The sequence below is a fragment of the Pseudarthrobacter sp. NIBRBAC000502770 genome, assembly GCF_006517815.1.
Lineage (GTDB): Bacteria > Actinomycetota > Actinomycetes > Actinomycetales > Micrococcaceae > Arthrobacter > Arthrobacter niigatensis.
Genome location: NZ_CP041198.1, coordinates 1805739 through 1823184, shown reverse-complemented (window position 1 = coordinate 1823184; position 17446 = coordinate 1805739). Strand labels below are relative to the sequence as shown.

Annotated in this window: 15 protein-coding genes; 6 read left to right on the top strand and 9 right to left on the bottom strand. The window is 67.2% G+C overall.

Annotated elements, in window-relative coordinates:
* Positions 1-77: 77 nt before the first annotated feature.
* From NIBR502770_RS08750 to ppsA, 4 genes are read left to right on the top strand one after another with little or no spacing between them, the layout of a single operon-like run.
* The gene (locus NIBR502770_RS08750; RefSeq protein WP_246857450.1) at positions 78-1922 is read left to right on the top strand and encodes a heavy metal translocating P-type ATPase; all 1845 of its coding nucleotides are present in this window, start codon (positions 78-80) and stop codon (positions 1920-1922) included.
* A gap of 46 nt (positions 1923-1968) precedes the next feature.
* Positions 1969-2430, top strand: a complete 462-nt coding sequence (locus NIBR502770_RS08745) for a universal stress protein (RefSeq protein ID WP_141160280.1) — start codon at positions 1969-1971, stop codon at positions 2428-2430.
* A complete protein-coding gene (locus NIBR502770_RS08740; protein ID WP_141181687.1) occupies positions 2427-4997 on the top strand; it encodes a cation-transporting P-type ATPase in 2571 nt (856 codons plus the stop codon). The genes NIBR502770_RS08745 and NIBR502770_RS08740 overlap by 4 nt, the downstream gene beginning before the upstream one ends.
* Before the next feature lie 33 nt (positions 4998-5030).
* On the top strand, positions 5031-7448 hold the full coding sequence (gene ppsA, locus NIBR502770_RS08735; RefSeq protein ID WP_141160282.1) for a phosphoenolpyruvate synthase: 2418 nt from the start codon (positions 5031-5033) through the stop codon (positions 7446-7448).
* A 50-nt stretch (positions 7449-7498) separates the two neighbouring features.
* On the opposite strand, the gene NIBR502770_RS08730 is transcribed toward ppsA, so the two are convergent.
* The 4 genes from NIBR502770_RS08730 to NIBR502770_RS08715 all read right to left on the bottom strand — a co-directional run bounded on the left by NIBR502770_RS08730 (position 7499) and on the right by NIBR502770_RS08715 (position 11855).
* The gene (locus tag NIBR502770_RS08730) at positions 7499-7921 is read right to left on the bottom strand and encodes an Hsp20/alpha crystallin family protein (protein WP_141160283.1); all 423 of its coding nucleotides are present in this window, start codon (positions 7919-7921) and stop codon (positions 7499-7501) included.
* A 13-nt stretch (positions 7922-7934) separates the two neighbouring features.
* Positions 7935-10409: an HAD-IC family P-type ATPase gene (locus NIBR502770_RS08725; protein ID WP_141160284.1), complete on the bottom strand. Its 2475-nt coding sequence runs from the start codon at positions 10407-10409 to the stop codon at positions 7935-7937.
* A gap of 69 nt (positions 10410-10478) precedes the next feature.
* Complete coding sequence (locus NIBR502770_RS08720) at positions 10479-11342, bottom strand: universal stress protein (protein ID WP_141160285.1); 864 nt, start codon at positions 11340-11342, stop codon at positions 10479-10481.
* A gap of 54 nt (positions 11343-11396) precedes the next feature.
* Positions 11397-11855, bottom strand: coding sequence for a pyridoxamine 5'-phosphate oxidase family protein (locus NIBR502770_RS08715; RefSeq protein WP_141160286.1), 459 nt, complete (start codon positions 11853-11855; stop codon positions 11397-11399).
* 242 nt (positions 11856-12097) lie between these two features.
* Between NIBR502770_RS08715 and NIBR502770_RS08710 the strand changes: the two genes are divergently transcribed.
* Positions 12098-13780: a GAF domain-containing sensor histidine kinase gene (locus tag NIBR502770_RS08710; RefSeq protein ID WP_141181686.1), complete on the top strand. Its 1683-nt coding sequence runs from the start codon at positions 12098-12100 to the stop codon at positions 13778-13780.
* Between the two features lie 15 nt (positions 13781-13795).
* On the opposite strand, the gene NIBR502770_RS08705 is transcribed toward NIBR502770_RS08710, so the two are convergent.
* Positions 13796-14470, bottom strand: coding sequence for a response regulator transcription factor (locus NIBR502770_RS08705; protein WP_168223144.1), 675 nt, complete (start codon positions 14468-14470; stop codon positions 13796-13798).
* Between the two features lie 245 nt (positions 14471-14715).
* On the opposite strand from NIBR502770_RS08705, the gene NIBR502770_RS08700 reads away from it, so the two are divergent.
* Complete coding sequence (locus NIBR502770_RS08700; RefSeq protein WP_246839673.1) at positions 14716-15216, top strand: universal stress protein; 501 nt, start codon at positions 14716-14718, stop codon at positions 15214-15216.
* Between the two features lie 3 nt (positions 15217-15219).
* Here NIBR502770_RS08700 and NIBR502770_RS08695 read toward each other — a convergent pair whose 3' ends face one another.
* Genes NIBR502770_RS08695 through NIBR502770_RS08680 form a run of 4 tightly spaced genes read right to left on the bottom strand, consistent with a single transcriptional unit; the run spans position 15220 to position 17442 of the window.
* Positions 15220-15537 carry a DUF3040 domain-containing protein gene (locus tag NIBR502770_RS08695; protein WP_141160287.1) on the bottom strand — a complete coding sequence of 106 codons (318 nt, stop codon included), beginning with the start codon at positions 15535-15537 and terminating at the stop codon, positions 15220-15222.
* A gap of 41 nt (positions 15538-15578) precedes the next feature.
* Positions 15579-15926 carry an SHOCT domain-containing protein gene (locus NIBR502770_RS08690; protein ID WP_246839674.1) on the bottom strand — a complete coding sequence of 116 codons (348 nt, stop codon included), beginning with the start codon at positions 15924-15926 and terminating at the stop codon, positions 15579-15581.
* Between the two features lie 21 nt (positions 15927-15947).
* Positions 15948-16931, bottom strand: a complete 984-nt coding sequence (locus NIBR502770_RS08685; protein WP_141160288.1) for a polysaccharide deacetylase family protein — start codon at positions 16929-16931, stop codon at positions 15948-15950.
* 43 nt (positions 16932-16974) lie between these two features.
* Entirely contained in the window at positions 16975-17442 is a 468-nt protein-coding gene (locus NIBR502770_RS08680; RefSeq protein ID WP_141181685.1) for a universal stress protein, read from the bottom strand.
* Between the last annotated feature and the right edge of the window lie 4 nt (positions 17443-17446).

The following is a 17446-nucleotide window of genomic DNA, read 5'->3' as shown; positions in this document are numbered from 1 at the left end:
CGGCCACCGGCGGGAGCCCGGGCAGCTTGGACGCAGGGGGATCCGCTGGGTCGCCCGTCGAAAGGGCCTGGGGCTTTATGAGGCGGTATCCCGTCGTCGCGCTGACCTGTGTGGTGCTCGCAGCGGTGCTGGTGCTGCTCCAATTCGGTTTGGAACTGCAGGTCCGCGTCCTCGCGTCGGCCTACGCTGCCGTCATCGTGGTGGCACGTTCTGCCGGCATGGTCCGGTCCTTGCGGGAGGGACGCTGGGGGATCGACCTGCTGGCACTGATGGCGATCGTCAGTACGGTGGTGGTGGGCGAATACCTCGCTGCGCTGGTGGTCATCCTGATGCTTACCGGCGGCGAGGCGCTGGAGGACTTTGCCCAGGGACGAGCCGCGCGTGAACTGCGGTCCCTCCTGGACCGGGCGCCGCGTTTTGCCCACCGCGAGGGAGCTGGTGCGGTCCTTGAGGACACCCCAATCGGCGACGTGGCCCAGGGGGACGTGCTGGTGGTCCGCCCCTCCGAACTGGTACCCGTGGACGGCGAACTCCTGTCCGACTCGGCCAGCCTCGACGAGTCCTCATTGACCGGGGAAAGCCTGCCGGTGGAGCACACCATGGGGGAAACCCTGCTCAGCGGCTCTGTCAACGGGGTGGCCGCCATCCGCATGCGCGCGTCAGCCACCGCCGCGGACTCCCAGTACAGCCGGATCATCGCGCTGGTCGAAGAGGCGTCCAACAGCCGCGCGCCGGTGGTCCGGCTTGCTGACCGCTACGCCGTTCCCTTCACCATCCTGGCCCTGGCCATGGCCGGCACCGCGTGGTTCCTGTCCGGCGAGCCCCTCCGCTTCGCCCAGGTGCTGGTGGTGGCCACACCCTGCCCACTCCTCATCGCGGCGCCGGTGGCCTTCCTTGCCGGTACCAGCCAGGCCGCCCACAAGGGCATCATCATTAAGAACACCCGCACCCTCGAGCAGCTGGCGAAGGCCCAGACAGCGGTTTTCGACAAGACCGGAACCCTCACGTCGGGGCGCCCGGTCCTGGACCGCATCCAGGTGGCACCGGGCCAAGGCGAGGCATTGGGCAGCCAGAGAATCCTGCAACTGGCCGCCTCCGCCGAACAGTACTCCTCGCACGTACTGGCAGGCTCCGTCATCGAAGCCGCCGCGGCCGCCGGCCTGACACTCCTTCCCGTGCAGCAGGCCACGGAGAACGCAACCCACGGCGTGGAAGCCGTCTGCGACGGCCAGCGGGTGGTGGTAGGCAAAGCCGGCCTGGTGCGGAATTCCTCAACCGGATTCCAGGAGGCCACCGTCCACAGCGGGCAGCTGGCGGTCCATGTGGCCGTGGACGGCGGATACGCCGGTGCCCTGGTCATGAAGGATCCGCTGCGCCGCAATGCCGTGGACACCCTGGCCCGCCTGCGCAGCCTGGGCGTGCGGAACACCATGCTGCTGACAGGTGACGCGCAGGCCACGGCAGCCCATATTGCCGAGGAAGCGGGGATCGGCCGCGTCCAGGCGGATTGCCTCCCCGAGGACAAGGTCAACACGGTGGCCGCCATCATGGAACGGCCGGTGCTGATGGTGGGGGACGGCGTCAATGATGCACCTGTCCTCGCAGCGGCGGACGTGGGGATCGCGATGGGTGCCAAGGGTGCCACCGCGGCCAGTGAATCGGCGGACGTTGTGATCATGCTCGACGACGTCTCGAAAGTTGCGCAGGCCGTGGCCATTGGCAAACGGACCGTCTCGGTGGCTTTGGTGAGCATCTGGACCGGGATAGGGCTCAGCCTGGTCCTGATGGCAATAGCCATGACGGGGTACATTCCCGCCGTCGCCGGTGCCCTCCTGCAGGAGTTCGTGGACCTGGCCACCATCCTGAACGGGCTGCGCGCGCTTCACGGTGCTGACCGGAAGCCGGCTGCGCCGCCGGCATGACCTTTGGCCCTTCCCTCGGCATTGCCCGGCCGGGATCGTGGTTCCCATGAACGCAGAAACAGGGGCCAAGCCCGTCATCGTGGGTGTGGACGGTTCTGAATACTCCTCCGCCGCGCTTCGCTACGCGGGCACGCTTGCAGCCCGTCTGGGCACCCGCCTCGAAGTCATCTCCTGCGTCGGGATGCCTGACTACCTGGTGATGTCACGCCTGGAAGGGGCGGACCGGCAATTCACCGCCAGGCTTGAGGATGCGGCGGGCCGGCTGGTTGAGGACGCCCTGGGCCGGGCCTTTTCCGGCGACCGGCCCGAAAACATCGACGTCACCATCAAGTTTGGACCACCGGCAAAGGTGCTGGTGGAGGAGAGCCGGCGGGCGCAGATGCTGGTGGTGGGACGGCACGGCGAGGGCGGCCTGCTGAAGGCAGCCATGGGCTCGGTCAGCAAGGCCTGCGCCGCCCACTCCAACTGCCCGGTACTCCTGGTAGGGCAGGAGGCGGACGCCGTGTGAGGACCGCTGAGGGCCTGAGCTCAGCGGAGGCCGCGCAACTCCTGAAACAGGCAGGCCCCAACCAGCTCCCCACTGAGAAACCCGTATCCCAGTGGCGGAAGCTCTGGGGCGAGATGACGCACTTCTTCGCCCTCATGCTGTGGTGCGCCGCCGCGCTGGCCTTCATCGCGGACATGCCGCAACTGGCAGTGGCGATCATCGTCGTCGTCATAGTCAACGGGGTGTTCGCCCACATCCAGCAGGAACGCGCCCAGCACGCCGCCGCGAAACTGCGGGGACTGCTGCCGGCGGACGTACTGGCCCGGCGGGACGGAAAGGTGCGAAAGGTCCACGCCAGTGAACTGGTGGTGGGAGATGTGGTGCTGCTGTCTGCCGGCGACCGCGTACCGGCAGATGTGGTCCTCTTGACTGCCCAGGCCTGCGCGGTGGACGAATCGATGCTGACGGGCGAAAGCGACCCGGTGCCCAAATCCGCAGGGGACCAGGCCTGGGGCGGCACCTTCCTGGTCAACGGTTACGGGGAGGCCGCCGTCGCCGCAACAGGCGCCAAGACCAGGCTCGCGGGGATCGCCGCCCTCACCAGCGCTGCCGTTCCGCCACCAACGCCCCTGTCCCTGGAATTGCGGCGGATTGTCCGGGTTACGGCGGGCATGGCATTGGGCATCGCGGCGGTCTTCTTCCTGGCATCGCTGCTGGTGGGTTTCCAGTGGCGCGATTCGTTCCTGTTCTCCATTGGCGTTGCCGTAGCGCTGGTGCCGGAAGGACTCCTGCCCACCGTCACGCTGTCCCTGGCCATGGGCGCCCAGCGCATGGCATCGCGCAAGGGACTGGTCCGCAACCTCGAAGCAGTGGAAACCCTGGGCTCAACCACTTTTATTTGCACGGACAAAACCGGGACCCTGACGCAGAACCGGATGAACGCCGTCGAAGTCTTCACGGCCGACGGCGCCATCGAGGTGGCAGGGGATGGGTATTCCCCTGAGGCGCACATCGAAGGCCGTGGCGTCGAGAAAGCTGCCCAGGCCGCGCTCGCCGCCCGCACCGCTTCCCAGGGCCGTGCCGAGCTCCACGACGGACAATGGCGTGCCCAGGGTGATCCGATGGAAGCGGCCATGGACGTCCTGGCACGCAGGCTGACGGGCACAGTGTCCGGGCCCGTGCCGTCGCGGCGGTTCCCGTTCGATCCTGCCCGGCGCAGGGAGTCAGCGATCGTGGGGCAGGACCTTTTCTGTAAAGGTGCCCCGGAAACCGTCCTTCCCGTGTGTGAGTCCGTTCCTGGCCCGGTCAGGGACCAGGTGGACGTGATGGCGAACCGGGGCCTGCGCGTCATTGCGGTGGCCCGCCGGCGGCTTGGAGGCGCCCCTGGAACATGGCAGTCCGCCGCCGCAGCGGAGCTTGAAACGGGCATGGAACTGCTGGGCCTGATCGGGCTGCAGGACCCGCCGCGGCCGGATGTCGGGGACGTGATCCGCACAGCCCGGCAGGCAGGTCTAAGGGTGGCCATGATTACCGGGGACCATCCGGCCACCGCCGCCGCGATCGCCCGGCAGATTGGTTTGACGGGAACGCCGGAATACGTACTGGAAGGCGCAGCACTGCCGGAAGACGACCAGGTGCTCGGAGCGCTCCTGGACCGTGACGGAGTGGTGGTCAGCAGGGTTTCACCCGAGCAAAAACTTCGGGTCGCGAGGGCCCTGCAGTCCCGCGGGCACGTGGTAGCCATGACCGGCGACGGCGTCAACGACGGCCCGGCCCTGCGTGAAGCCGACATCGGGGTGGCCATGGGCCTGAGCGGAACCGACGTGGCGCGCGAAGCCGCGGACCTGGTCCTCCTCGATGACCACTTCGGCACCATTGTGGCCGCCATCGAACAAGGCCGGGCAACGTACGCCAACATCCACCGTTTCCTCACCTACCACCTCACCGACAACGTGGCCGAACTGACCCCCTTCGTCATCTGGGCGCTCTCCGGCGGCCACTTTCCGCTGGCCCTGGGTGTCCTCCAGATCCTCGCCCTGGACATCGGCACCGACCTGCTGCCGGCGCTCGCCCTGGGTGCCGAGCCGCCGGGGAGGCGCGTGCTGACCCGACCGCCCGAACGCCGGCACCTCATGGACCGGCGCCTGATCATCCGCGTGTTCTGCATCCTGGGCCCGGTGGAAGCGGCAGTCGAAATGGCCGTGTTCTCCGCTGTCCTGGCAGGCGGCGGCTGGACCCGGGGGCGGGACCCGCAGGTGCCCTTGCTGATGGCCGCTTCCGGGGCCGCCTTCACCGCCGTCGTCCTGGGACAACTCGCCAACGCCTTTGCCTGCCGGAGCGCAACGGTGCCCCCATGGAAACTGGGCTGGGGAACGAACCGGCTCCTGGTCTGGGCCGTGCTCGCAGAAGCTGCCATCCTGGGGGCGTGCCTGTACCTGCCGTCGCTCGCTGCGCTGCTGGGCCAGTCCCCGCCGCCCCCCGAAGGGCTCCTCCTCGCCCTCCTGGCAGCCCCCGCTGTCCTGCTGGCGGACTGGATGCACAAATCCGTCCGGGGGCGCCTGCGCCGCACCAAGGACCAAAGCCTCTGACTGCCCCCTGCTGCCCCCGGCAAGAATCGAGCCATGAGTGCCGCCGCAGAATCCTCCGTTACAGTCGCGAACGTCGTATGGATCGAGGACACCGGAATCGCGGACATCCCCTCCGTGGGAGGAAAGAACGCCTCCCTCGGGGAGCTCAGCCGGGCCCTCCAATCCGCAGGAGTCAGGGTTCCCGAAGGGTTCGCTACCACGGCGGCCGCCTACCGGGCATTCCTTGCTGCCAATAACCTGGAGCCCCGGATCAAGATGCACATGGAGGAACAGCGCGCCGGGACCCTCACGCTGCGCCAGGCGGGGGCCGCGATCCGTGAACTCTTCCTGCAGGCAACCTTCCCGGAAAGCATCGCCGCAGACATCCAGGAGCACTACCGGAACCTCTGCCAACGGGTCGGGCAGCCCGCGGTTTCCGTTGCGGTCCGCAGCAGCGCCACAGCGGAAGACCTGCCGGATGCCAGCTTTGCCGGGCAGCAGGAAACCTTCCTTAACGTGGCCGGCGAGCGCGGGGTGCTCGACGCGTGCCGGCGCTGCTACGCCTCGCTGTTTACGGACCGGGCCATCAGCTACCGCGAAATGAAGGGCTACGGCCACATGGACGTTGCCCTGTCCGTCGGCGTGCAACACATGGTCCGTTCGGACGTTGGCGCATCCGGCGTGATGTTCTCGCTCGATACCGAATCCGGATTCCCCGGCGTGGTGGTTATCAGTGCGGCCTGGGGACTGGGGGAGACAGTGGTGCAGGGGACCATCAACCCGGACAAGTACCAGGTCTTCAAGGGGCTCCTCGCAGACCAGCGCTTCAGCCCGGTCATCGAGAGGGAGATCGGGGCCAAAGAACGCAAGATGGTCTACAGCCAGGGCGGGGATGCCCGGACCCGGATGGTCGATACTACGGAGCGGGAGCAGCGCTCGCTGGTGCTGAATGACACGGAAGTGGTCCTGCTGGCCCGGTGGGCAGTGGCCGTAGAAGACCACTACGGCCGTGCGATGGATATGGAGTGGGCCAAGGACGGCGTGACCGGCGAACTCTTCATGGTGCAGGCCCGGCCGGAAACGGTGCAGGCGCGCCGGAGCACGTCCAGCTTCCGCACGTACCACCTGGCAAAGCCCGGCCGGGTCCTCGTCACAGGAGCAGCAATCGGCGACTCCATCGCCAAAGGCCGGGCATGCGTGGTCCAGGATGCAAAGGACATCGAGTCCTTTGTTGATGGCTCCGTGCTGGTCACCCGGATGACTGACCCGGACTGGGTGCCCATCATGAAGCGGGCCGCGGGCATCATCACCGACCACGGCGGTCCAACCAGCCACGCAGCGATCGTCAGCCGCGAATTGGGGGTGCCCGCCGTCGTGGGGTCCCGCAACGCCACCGAGGTGCTTTCCGACGGCGTCGAGGTCACCTTGTCCTGCGCGGAAGGCGAGGAGGGCCGCGTCTACGAGGGGCTGTTGGAGTTCTCCGTGGAAGACGTGGACATGCATGCACTGCCAGCCACCCGCACGGCCGTGATGATCAACATTGCGAGCCCGGCGGCAGCCTTCAAGTGGTGGCGTTTACCCGCCGCCGGCGTGGGCCTGGCCCGCATGGAGTTCATCATCAACAACCTGGTCCGCATCCACCCGATGGCACTGGTCCATCCCGAAAAAGTTGCGGATCCGGAAGAGGCCGCCCTGATACGGCAGCTCACCAGCGGCTACCCGGATCCGCAGGAGTACTTTATCGACGTGCTGGCAACCGGAATAGCCAAGATCGCGGCGCCCTTCCACCCCAAGCCGGTGATCGTCCGGCTCAGCGACTTCAAGAGCAACGAATACAGCCACCTCATTGGCGGCAGTGCTTTCGAGCGTGCAGAGGAAAATCCCATGCTGGGGTTCCGCGGCGCCTCACGCTACTACAGCAGCCACTACCGTGAAGGGTTCGCACTCGAGTGCAGGGCCCTCAAACGCGTGCGGGAACGGGCTGGATTCGGCAACGTCATTGTCATGGTTCCGTTCTGCCGCACCGTGCGCGAGGCGGACCAGGTCATCGAGGCGATGGAGGAGCAAGGGCTGGTCCGCGGCCAGGAAGGGCTCCAGCTCTACATGATGTGCGAAATCCCGTCCAACGTGGTCCTGGCCGGGGAATTCGCCAAGCGTTTTGACGGCTTCTCCATCGGGTCCAACGATCTCACCCAGCTGGTGCTGGGTGTGGACCGCGACTCCGAGGAGCTTGCTGGATTGTTCGATGAGCGGGACCCGGCAGTGATGTCCATGATTGCCCAGGCGATCAGCAAGGCCCACGCCGCCGGCATCAAAATCGGAATCTGCGGACAGGGGCCCAGCAACCATCCGGACCTGGCGGAGTTCCTGGTCAGGGAGGGAATCGACTCGGTGTCCCTGAATCCTGATACCTACGTCAGGACGCTGCCCGTCATTGCGGCAGCGGAGGCAGCCCTGGCCAAGGGGCAATAAACTGCCTGGCCCTCACAGGGCCAGGCACCGGCGTCGTAACCTGGCTGTTCCTAACCCCGGCTAATGGGGATCTTCGACGCCGCGGCTGCCTGTCCCTGGTCCGGCATTGGCGCCCGGACTTCAAGGACTCCATCCTTGTACGATGCCGTTATGTCGCCCTGCTGAACTCCACTTGGGAGGGGAATCCGCCGGACAAACGAACCGTAGCGGAACTCGGAACGGTAGCTGTCCTTGTCCTTGTGTTCCTTCTTTTCCTGCCGTTCGCCTTTGATCGTCAGGACGCCGTCGGTGACCGTCACGTCCACGTCCTTCTCCGGATCGACGCCGGGCAGTTCGGCGCGCACCACCAGCGTATTGCCGTCCACCATCTCTTCAACCCGGATGGCGGACGTCCCCACATCGCCTTCAAAAAGGCGTTCGATGACGTCCATGGGGGAGCGGCGGTTGTCGAACCATTTCATCAGGTCATTCATTGTTGTCTCCTGCTCAGGTGGATGCCGGTCCATCGCGTTGCCCGGCAGTTCCACCATCCCCTTCCCGGGAATCCGGTTCCAGAGCCAAAGGTCCCAGCCCTGTTCCGCGGGCAGGCGTGGACGGCCGGCGGGTGAAACGGCCAACAATTTCGATGGCCAGGCACCCGGCAACCGCAACCGCAACGGACACGGCAAGGAGTCCGGAGGGCGGCCACTCCACCCGGAAGAAGTCCTGCGTCAATGGGAGGCTGAACAACAGGACCAGTCCCGCGTACATCCCGGCGAGGATCAGCACCTTGGTCCAGTTGAGGGGGCGCGATGCCATCACCAGGATCCACGCCGCCACCAGTCCCAGGGTTATGGTGGCCGCAGACTGCGCGGACGCAAGGCTGTGTCCGCCCCATAACTGCCCATATGCGCTGACCGCCAGGACGCACAGGGCCGTGCAGGTTCCTGCCGGGACCGCGAAGGTCAGGGAACGCCGCAGGAACCCGGCGGCGTAGCGCTGGCCGCCTGGCTGCAGGGCCAGGAAGAACGCCGGCAGGCCGATGGTCAGGCCGTCCAGGGCGGAAAGCTGGCGCGGCAGGAACGGAAAGGCCAGTAACAGGATGCCGGTGACCACGGAGATGACCGTTGCGTAGACGGTCTTGCTCAGGAAGACCAGGGAGACGCGTTCGATGTTGCTGATGGCGCGGCGTCCCTCGTCCACTACAGCGGGCAGCCTTTCGAAACGCCCGTCGAGGAGGACCATACGTGCCACGGCCTTGGTCGCAGGCGACGCCGAGTCCATGGCGATTCCCAGGTCCGCCTCCTTGAGGGCCAGGACGTCGTTCACTCCGTCCCCGGTCATTGCCACGGTATGTCCCCGTCGCTTCAGGGCCTGGACCAGGTCCCGCTTCTGGGATGGCGTCACACTTCCGAAGAGGTCTTGGGACTCGACGACTTCCTCCAGCAGGAGCGGATCGCCGGGAAGCGTCCGTGCGTCGTAGGCAGTCCCGGTTCCAAAGCCCACCCCGCGGGCCAGCGCTGCCACCGTCCGGGGATCGTCACCGGAGATGATCTTGACGGTAACCCCCTGCCGGCGGAAGTAATCCAGCGTTGCCGCGGCGTCGGCACGAATGCTCTCACGGAAGGTGAGCAGCAGGACCGGCACCAGCTCCGGCGGCAGGTCAGTCCCTGCGGCATCCGGCGGCAGCGGTCCCGGGAGATGTGCCAGTGCCAGCGTCCTCAGCCCGGTGGATGCGAGGGCCACCGCCATGCCGTGCACCTTGCCGCAGCCAGGGGAGCCGAGCACCGAGTCGGGGGCTCCGAGGACCCACGTTCCGGGAGCGGCGGATTCCGGCGCGAACGTCACCGAACTCCACTTCCGGGCGGAGGAGAACGGGACTGAATCCTGCTCCGTGAGCGGAATCTCGGCAGGAAAGGCTGCCCCGATCGCCGCAGCGGTACTGCTCGCGTCCGGGCTTGCGCCAAACCATTCCACCGCCCGCCGCCACCCGGGTGGGCAGACGTCCCCGGTGTGGTGGACGGCATCGAAGACCATGGAGCCGGAGGACAGTGTGCCCGTTTTATCCAGGCAGAGGACGTCCACCCGTGCCAGTACTTCCACGGCGGCGAGTTCCTGGATCAGGACTTTCTGGCGGGCAAGCCGAAGCCCGCCCACGGCAAACGCCACGCTGGTCATCAGGAGGAGCCCCAGGGGAATCATGGCCATGATGCCGGCGACGGCTCCCACGACCGCCGGTACCCACCGTCCCGATCCCATCGCTCCGCCCCAACCGCCCTGGTCCTGCATCTGCGCATTAGTGAGCAGCAAGGCAACGGGCAGGAGCAGCCAGGTGATGACGGTGAAGACCTTCTCCAGGCTCCTGCGGATCTCCGACGTGACCAGGGAGAACCGCCGTGCCTCGGCGGCCAGCCGGTAAGCGGACGTTTCAGGTCCAACCCGGAGCACGGTGGCTTGCCCGTTTCCCGCGAGGATCAGTGAACCGGACAGCAGGACGGCCCCGTCCTGTTTGGGGACGGGCTCGGATTCGCCGGTCAGCAGGGACTCGTCAACTTCGAGCGGGCTGTTGCCGATGAGCAACAGGTCTGCCGTGACCTGGTCTCCGGCATTGAGCAAAACGAGGTCATCAGGAACCAGATCTTCCGAGGAGATGACTTCCCGGGCACCGTTCCGGACCACCATGTTCCTGGCTGCCTGCAATATGGCCAGCTGGTCGAGGGACCGCTTGGCCCGGTACTCCTGGATAATGCCGATCAGTGAGTTGCTGACTGCTGACAGGCCGAAGAGCGCGTCCCGCCACTGGCCCAAAACCAGCAGCAGGATGAAACACCCTCCCACCACCGCATTGAAGAGGGTGAACACATTCGCCTGGATGATCTCGCCGGCACTCCTGCTGGTTGCCGTCGGCACACTGTTGACGCGCCCGGCAGCGGTCCGCTCACCTACTTCGGCGGTGGAGAGCCCGTCCCGGGAACGGCGCATGTCCACTCCCGGGCGCGGTGGGCTGGGGTCCGCAGGTATCGGCATCGTGCGGCCAGGCGGCAGGCCCGGTCAGCCGTCGTGTTGCTTGTGCATCCGGGTGATCACGGTGGGGCACGGTGGTTGGGTGAGCACGGCATGCGCCGTGGACCCCAGGACGAACCTCCCGAAGGCACCTTTTCCGCGGCTTCCCAGGACCAGCAGCCGGGCGCCGGCGGCAGCGCGCAGCAGGGCGTCCGCCGGTTCCAGCACGGTTTCCATGACGGTGTGTACCGCGAGGTCCGGATAGTCCTGCCGGAGGCCGGCTTCTGTTTCGGACAGCACGATCCGTTCCTCCTCGACCACATGGGTGGCGAAGCTGCTCTGCGGGAGTCCTGCAGCGATCCACCGGTTGGGGCCGGTGAAAGCGTAGAGAATGGTCAGCTCCTCGCCCAGCGCGTCAGCTTCGGCGGCCGCAAACGCTACTGCCTGGGTTGCCTCCCGTGACCCGTCCACGCCGACCAGGATGCCGCGGCCCTCCGACTGGCCGTCGCCGATGACGGCCACGGGGCACTCGGCCGTTGCAGCCGCCTGGAGCGCCCGGTCCGTCAGGGCGCCGCGGTTGTGCCCGCTGGTCCCGATGACAAGCATGGAGGCATTCTTGGAATAATCACCCAGTGCAGCCCCCACGCCGCCTTCGAGGAGCTGCAGCGAGACCTCCAGGCCCGGTTGGGCGGCGGTGGCCTTTTCGCCGGCCTCCTTCAGCAGCCCAAGGCCGGATTCACGCAGGACTTCCAGGTACGGCAGGACTTCTGCTGCCATCCAACGGTCGTCAACAACGTTCACGACGGCGAGCGGGCAGTGGAGCCGGTTGGCCCGGGCAGCTGCCCACATCAGGGCAGCATTGGCCGCGGAAGTTTCTGAGATGCCGACGGCGATTGGCTTGGCAGGTGCCATGGGGACCATCCTTTGCTGGTTCTTCGTGAGTGGTGAGGGGTGGGGCTGCATGGCCTAGTCTGCGGCGGGCTCCCGGGGCGGCCACCAATGGGTTGGGGCGGAGATGACGAACCGGCGGCCGTTGATGTCCTCCGGCGTGATCCGGACCAGGACGTTTTTCCGGCCCGGCTGCCACGGGGACAGGCCCGCCTCCATGGCGTCCCTGATTTCCTCGTCGTCGGACACCACCATGGCATGGCCCTTCAGGATGACGCTCCAGGCGATGGTGCCGTACTGGTTCATTCCGTCCGCTTCGACGGCCACCGCCTTCCGGTCCGGAAGGGAGGCCAGCTTTGTTCCTTCGCCGGTACGGATGAGCAGCGTGCCGTTAGTGGGGACAAAGTTCACGGGGTAGTTTTCCACCCCGCCCCCGTCGGTGAAGGCGATCCTGCAAAGGGACGTGGATCGGAGGTACCGCCAGCAGTCGTGGACGCCGAGTTCCTTGATTTCCGGTTCTGTCGCTGCGCTGTTCATGGCCGTAGCCTAGGGCGGTGGGGCCGCCGCGGCTAGGGAAGAAGGTCCCGCCCAACGGGCCGGGGGCCGATACCAAGACTACTGAGGGTATTTTTCGCCCTGCTCTCCTACCATTGGAGGAGAAGCGTCTTCATGCTCATGTGAAGGCGGAATTGGGGGCGGAGGCCGGCACTTCCGTTTCGGACACTTAGACCGCGCCAGGGATCCGCAGCGCCGCAGGTTCCTTCCGCAGGAGGTGGGACGTGGGCACTGAGCAACCGTGGCGCTCCCCGACGCGGGACACGGTGGAGGACCTGCTCCGGGACTTCGCTGTCCGGGGAGACGAACCGCCGGACAACCAGGAGCGGATCAACGGACTGTTGGCGGCCGTGGTTGCGCTCGCCCAGGACCTTAGCCTGGAGGCCGTTTTGGACCGCCTTGTCCGTTCGGCCTGTGCCTTGGTTGGGGCGGGGTACGGCGCGCTGGGTGTCATCGGCGAGGACCGCAGGCTGAGCCACTTCATAACCGTGGGCATCGATGAGCAAGGTATCCGTGCCATTGGCGAGCTGCCCACCGGCCATGGCGTCCTGGGCCTGCTCATCCGCGAACCGAAGCCCCTGCGCCTCCACGACCTGGGCCGGCACCCCATCACCTCCGGGTTTCCGCCGAACCACCCGCCCATGAAGACCTTCCTTGGCGTCCCTGTCCGCGTACGCGACGAAGTGTTCGGAAACCTCTACCTGACCGAGAAGCAGGGGGGCCAGGATTTCACCGCGGAGGATGAGGATCTCGCCGTTGCCTTGGCGGCCGCGGCCGGAGTGGCAATCCAGAATGCCCGCCTCTTTGAAAACAGCAGCCGGCGGCAGCGATGGCTGGAAGCAGGCATGGAACTGAGCAGCCGCCTGATCATGGCCTCCCAACCGGGGGACCCGGATAACCTCGACCTCGTTGCGGGCACCGCATTGAAGGTCTCCGACTCGGTGCTTGCGGTGATCGCCGTTCCTGCCGGTGACGGAGCCCTGAGGTGCCGGTCATGCCTTGGTGTCCAAGGCCTCCAGTCGGGCCAGGAACTGATGGCCTCCAGTGCCGTGTCCAACGTTATCCAGAACGGCGGCTCATTCGTGGCGCGGGACCCGCGGCTGGTTTTCGACGGCGAGGTGGCGGAGAAGCTCGGCTCCGTCCTGGTGTGCCCGCTGGGGCACAGTTCCGCTAACAACGGGGTGCTCCTCCTGGCCCGCGCCCACGGGGCCCCCGTGTTCACGCAGGCGGAAGCGGAGTCCAGTGCCGTTTTTGGAAGCCGCATAGGCCTGGCGCTGGACCTGGCCCGCGTGAACGCACTGCGTGAACAGAACCTCCTTTTCACCGACCGTGAACGGATTGCCCGGGACCTGCATGACCTGGTGATCCAGCGCCTGTTCGCAGCCGGACTCAGTATCCAGAGCCTGCGCCGCTACACCCTTGACCCGGTAGCGCACGAACGGATTGCCGCCGTGACCACCGAACTCGATGACACCATCCGCAAGCTGCGGGACACCATCTACTCGCTCAGGACCGCTGACGAGGAACGCGAACCGTTGACCGGCCGGATCCTGCGCGTGGTCAGGGAAAGCTCCCGCAGCTACGCGGTGACGCCCAAGGTATCCCTGGACGGGCCGGTGGATTCGGTGGGGGAAGACGTGGCCGTCCACCTGCTGTCCGTGGCGTCGGAGGGACTCAGCAATGCCCTGCGGCACTCGGGGGCGGAAGACATCCAGGTGTCGGTGGCCGTGGGCCGGGACCAGGTGCAGCTCCTCATCAGCGACAACGGCCGGGGCTTCACCGAACCGGGCCACGAAAGCGGCCTGGCGAACATGCGCCAACGCGCAGGCCAACTGAAGGGCAGTTGCACCATTGACAGTGCACCCGGCATGGGCACATGCCTGAAATGGTCGGTCCCGCTGGCGTAGCCCCAGGCGGCGGCGTCAGGCAGGGTCCGTGGAACTCCTGGTGACGAAGACTGCTGCCTGCGTCCGGCGCTCGAAGCCCAGTTTGGCCAGGATGGACGAAACGTAGTTCTTGACGGTTTTTTCGGCCAGGAACAGGTCATCGCCGATTTGGCGGTTGGTCAGCCCCTGGCCGATCAGGGCCAGGACCTTCTTCTCCTGCGCGCTCAAGCCGTCCAGCCGGGGGTCGGTAGGCGCCGTGGACAGGCCCGCAATGATCTGCTGCTCAACTCCCGGATCAAAGAGTGACTCACCGGCAGCAGCCCTCCGGATTCCGGCCAGGAGGTCATCACTCCTGATCTGCTTCAGGATGTACCCGGATGCGCCGGCCAGGACCGCTCCCCGGAGGGCCTGTTCGTCGTCGTAGCTGGTGAGGATCAGGCAGCGCAGGCGGGGATCAAGCGAGCGCACATCCCGGCAGACCTCGATCCCGGTGCCGTCCGGAAGCCGGCCGTCGAGGATGGCGATGTCCGGGTGCAGCGCGGGGATGCGCCGCGTGGCTTCTGCTGCGGACCCGCTCTCGCCCACCACGAGGAACCCTTCGCCCTCCAACAGGTCCTTCAGCCCCTGCCGGACGAGTTCGTGGTCATCAAGGATGAACACACGGACCTGCCCGGGAGATCCCGCCGCTTCATCAGCCCCAGTCTCATGCATCTGCACCGAACGCTCCCACAATCTCCACGATTCAACCCGCCTGCGCGGGGCGGCCCCCGGGAAGGGCCTGGTCCCATTGTTCCCTGCGCAGCGGTGCGCGGGAAGGGACCAAAGTCCGGCCGGCCCCGCAGGTCGCCGCCGCGGCTGCGGCCGGCACCACAGCAGCGTTCCGCCGTGATGACCTTTGGCCCTGTTCTCCGCACCCCTTCCGGTCCACGCTGGGGTGGGAGAAAACAGGAGGCAACGTGGCAGAACATGGGAACGGGGCGGCGGTGCCCGGCTCCGGCCAGCGTCCCAGGATCATTGTGGGAGTGGACGGATCCGAGGCATCCGTCGCAGCGCTGCGGGTGGCCCGGGCCATGGCGGAGCCCCTCTCAGCACCGGTGGAAGCCTGGGCATGCTGGGACGTTCCAGCGGGCTACGGGGTGTACCTCGCCGTGGGGATCGAGGGCTTCAAGTATGCCGCCGACCAGGTACTCCAACAGACGCTGGCGGACGCTTTCGGTGAGGTGCCGTCCTTCGTGCACCCCCGCCTGGTGCGCGGCAGGCCCGGCCCCGCACTGATCGATGCGAGCCGAAACGCCTCACTGCTGATTGTCGGGAGGCGGGGGCACGGAAACTTCGTGCCCGGCTCGGTCAGTTCAGCCTGCGTGAGCCATGCCTACTGCCCGGTGCTGGTGGTGCACGCCCCGGAAGCCGGAGCCAAGGCTGACGCCGGCGCGGCCCATTCCACTGCCGCGCCCTGACGCTTATTCGCTGTTGCCTTCCAGTTGGGTGGCATGGCGGTTGGTGGTGCGCAGGGACCAGCGGAGGTCCTTGATGGCCCAGTAGGCTGCCCCGTTCATGACCGCGAACCCCGCGATACCCAGCAGCGGGACCCGGACCACCAGCCCCAGGATCAGGACGGCCGCGCCCGCGGCAACCAGGGCCAGTCCGCGCCGGAAGCGGGTACGCAGCGAAACGGCAAAGGCATCCTTGTTGAGCAGGGCAGCCAGCCTGGGGTCTTCCGACTCCAAGGCATTGCTGATCAGGTCGAGTTCGCGTTTCTCGAATTCAGAGAGTGGCATGGCTGCAGCCCACTGTCCTTTTGCCTGCGGGAACGACGGTCTCAGGGACCCGGGTGGCCGCGCAGGACGGCCAACCTGTTTTGGTATTCCGCGGCGTCGATCTCCCCGCGGGCGAAGCGCTCGGCCAGTACGTCCTCGGCCGTCCGAGGGGGCTGTGGATGGGCGCCGTAGGGGGAGGGTGCCCGCAGGGAACGGGCCAGCAGCACGATGCCGGTAATGATCGCACCCCAGACCACCACCATGCTGATGCTCATCAGGACATAGCCCCACAGGCCCATGCCATCGTTCCAGCCGTACACTTCCGCGACCTCCGGTCCCATGAAGGCGGACGCCAGCCGCCCGCTTTCCGTTCCAGTATCTGGCCCCACAGGGGTGCGGGGGAGAGCCATTGGTCCTGTTCCGGCCCGGGGTCAGTGGCCCAGCAGGGCGTCGAGCGTGGCGAAACCATACCCCGCGGCCGTGACGCGGTCGATGACACCGGGGAGGGCGTCGGCATCGAGCGTGGTCCCGTCGTCGGGGTTGGACCCGATGTGCATCAGGACGATTTCGCCGGGCCGCAGTCCCGCCTGGACGCGGTCTGCCACCGTTTGGACGTCCACGCCGCCGCTGGTCCCCTTCCAGCCCAGGGTGTCCACGGTCCACCTCACGGCCGCATAGCCCAGTGCGTTGACCGCCGCGATGGTGCGGGCGTCGCGTTCGCCGTAGGGGAAGCGGAACAGCGGCCTGGGGTCGGCACCGGCCGCCAGGATGGCCTGCTCTGCACCGCGCACCTGCTGGACGATCTGGTCATCGCCCAGTCCGGTGAACACCGGATGGGTCATTGAATGGTTGGCCACCCGGTGCCCGGCGGCCGCGATCTGCGCCACGGCCTGCGGGTTGTTCGCCGCCCAGTTCCCGGTCAGGAAGAAGGTCCCGGGCACGCCGCGGGCGGCAAGGGCGGACAGGATTTTTGCCAGCCCTGCCGCGTTGGCTCCCGCGTCGAAGGTGAGGGCCACTACGCGGCCGGCGCCGGGGATTACCGTCAGGTCCTGGCCCCGGAGGGACTCCGGAAGCGGCACCGGCCGGGGCGGTTCCGGAGGCTGGTCCGGAGCTTCGGGTGGCCCTGGTTCGGGAACCGGCGGCTCGGTCACGGGTGGCTGGACCGGAGCCTGGCCTGCCTCGGGGGTGTCGGTTTCCTGCAGCTCCTGCGCCGGCGCGGAACCGCCCGGAGCCGGCGGATTGGGTGATCCCGGCGGCGCCGGCGGAAGCGCCACTGATGGGGACGGAGCGGCCGACGGCGGTCCGGCCGTGGGTGCCGGAAGCAACAGGGCCAGGATGATGGCGAGGACCGCCAGGGCGGCGGCCAGCGCCATCGCGGCCGCCCGTCGTCGTACCTCACCGGCCGGCACCACCATCACCTGCCTTGGATGTCAGCCGTCCTTGCCGCCGATGTTCCGTTCAGGAACCTTTGGGGCCGCCGGGTCCGGTCTCCGGAGTGTGGACTACCAGCACCGGGCAATGCGCGTGCGCCACGATGGCGGAGCTGACCGAGCCCAGGAGCAGGCCGCCGAACCCGCCGTGCCCCCGCCGGCCCACCACGACCATGTCGGCCTCGCGGCTGGCGTCGATCAGCGCTTCGCGGGGATGGCTGCGGACCAGGGTCGACGTGACGTTGGCCGGTGTCTCGCCTCCGAAGGCTTGTTCCACTGCGTCGTCGAGGACCTTCCTGGCACCCTCCTCGAAGCCCTCGACGCCCATCATCACGTAGCCGCTGTACATTTGCGGGTATTCCCAGCAGGCGAGGGCCTGGACCTTGGCGCCGAGGGGCATGGCCATCCTCTGGGCCTGCCGAAGTGCCTCCACGGACGCTTCCGACCCGTCGACGCCCACAACGATCCTGGCTATTGGTGCCCCGGCAATGCTCATGTCT

Bases quoted from the DNA above. Each gene is read 5' to 3' on its own strand.
- NIBR502770_RS08750 (WP_246857450.1), top strand. From the start codon at position 78: ATGAGGCGGTATCCCGTCGTCGCGCTGACCTGTGTGGTGCTCGCAGCG.
- NIBR502770_RS08745 (WP_141160280.1), top strand. From the start codon at position 1,969: ATGAACGCAGAAACAGGGGCCAAGCCCGTCATCGTGGGTGTGGACGGT.
- ppsA (WP_141160282.1), top strand. From the start codon at position 5,031: ATGAGTGCCGCCGCAGAATCCTCCGTTACAGTCGCGAACGTCGTATGG.
- NIBR502770_RS08730 (WP_141160283.1), bottom strand. From the start codon at position 7,921: ATGAATGACCTGATGAAATGGTTCGACAACCGCCGCTCCCCCATGGAC.
- NIBR502770_RS08725 (WP_141160284.1), bottom strand. From the start codon at position 10,409: ATGCGCCGTTCCCGGGACGGGCTCTCCACCGCCGAAGTAGGTGAGCGG.
- NIBR502770_RS08720 (WP_141160285.1), bottom strand. From the start codon at position 11,342: ATGGCACCTGCCAAGCCAATCGCCGTCGGCATCTCAGAAACTTCCGCG.
- NIBR502770_RS08715 (WP_141160286.1), bottom strand. From the start codon at position 11,855: ATGAACAGCGCAGCGACAGAACCGGAAATCAAGGAACTCGGCGTCCAC.
- NIBR502770_RS08705 (WP_168223144.1), bottom strand. From the start codon at position 14,470: ATGCATGAGACTGGGGCTGATGAAGCGGCGGGATCTCCCGGGCAGGTC.
- NIBR502770_RS08695 (WP_141160287.1), bottom strand. From the start codon at position 15,537: ATGCCACTCTCTGAATTCGAGAAACGCGAACTCGACCTGATCAGCAAT.
- NIBR502770_RS08690 (WP_246839674.1), bottom strand. From the start codon at position 15,926: ATGGCTCTCCCCCGCACCCCTGTGGGGCCAGATACTGGAACGGAAAGC.
- NIBR502770_RS08685 (WP_141160288.1), bottom strand. From the start codon at position 16,931: ATGGTGGTGCCGGCCGGTGAGGTACGACGACGGGCGGCCGCGATGGCG.
- NIBR502770_RS08680 (WP_141181685.1), bottom strand. From the start codon at position 17,442: ATGAGCATTGCCGGGGCACCAATAGCCAGGATCGTTGTGGGCGTCGAC.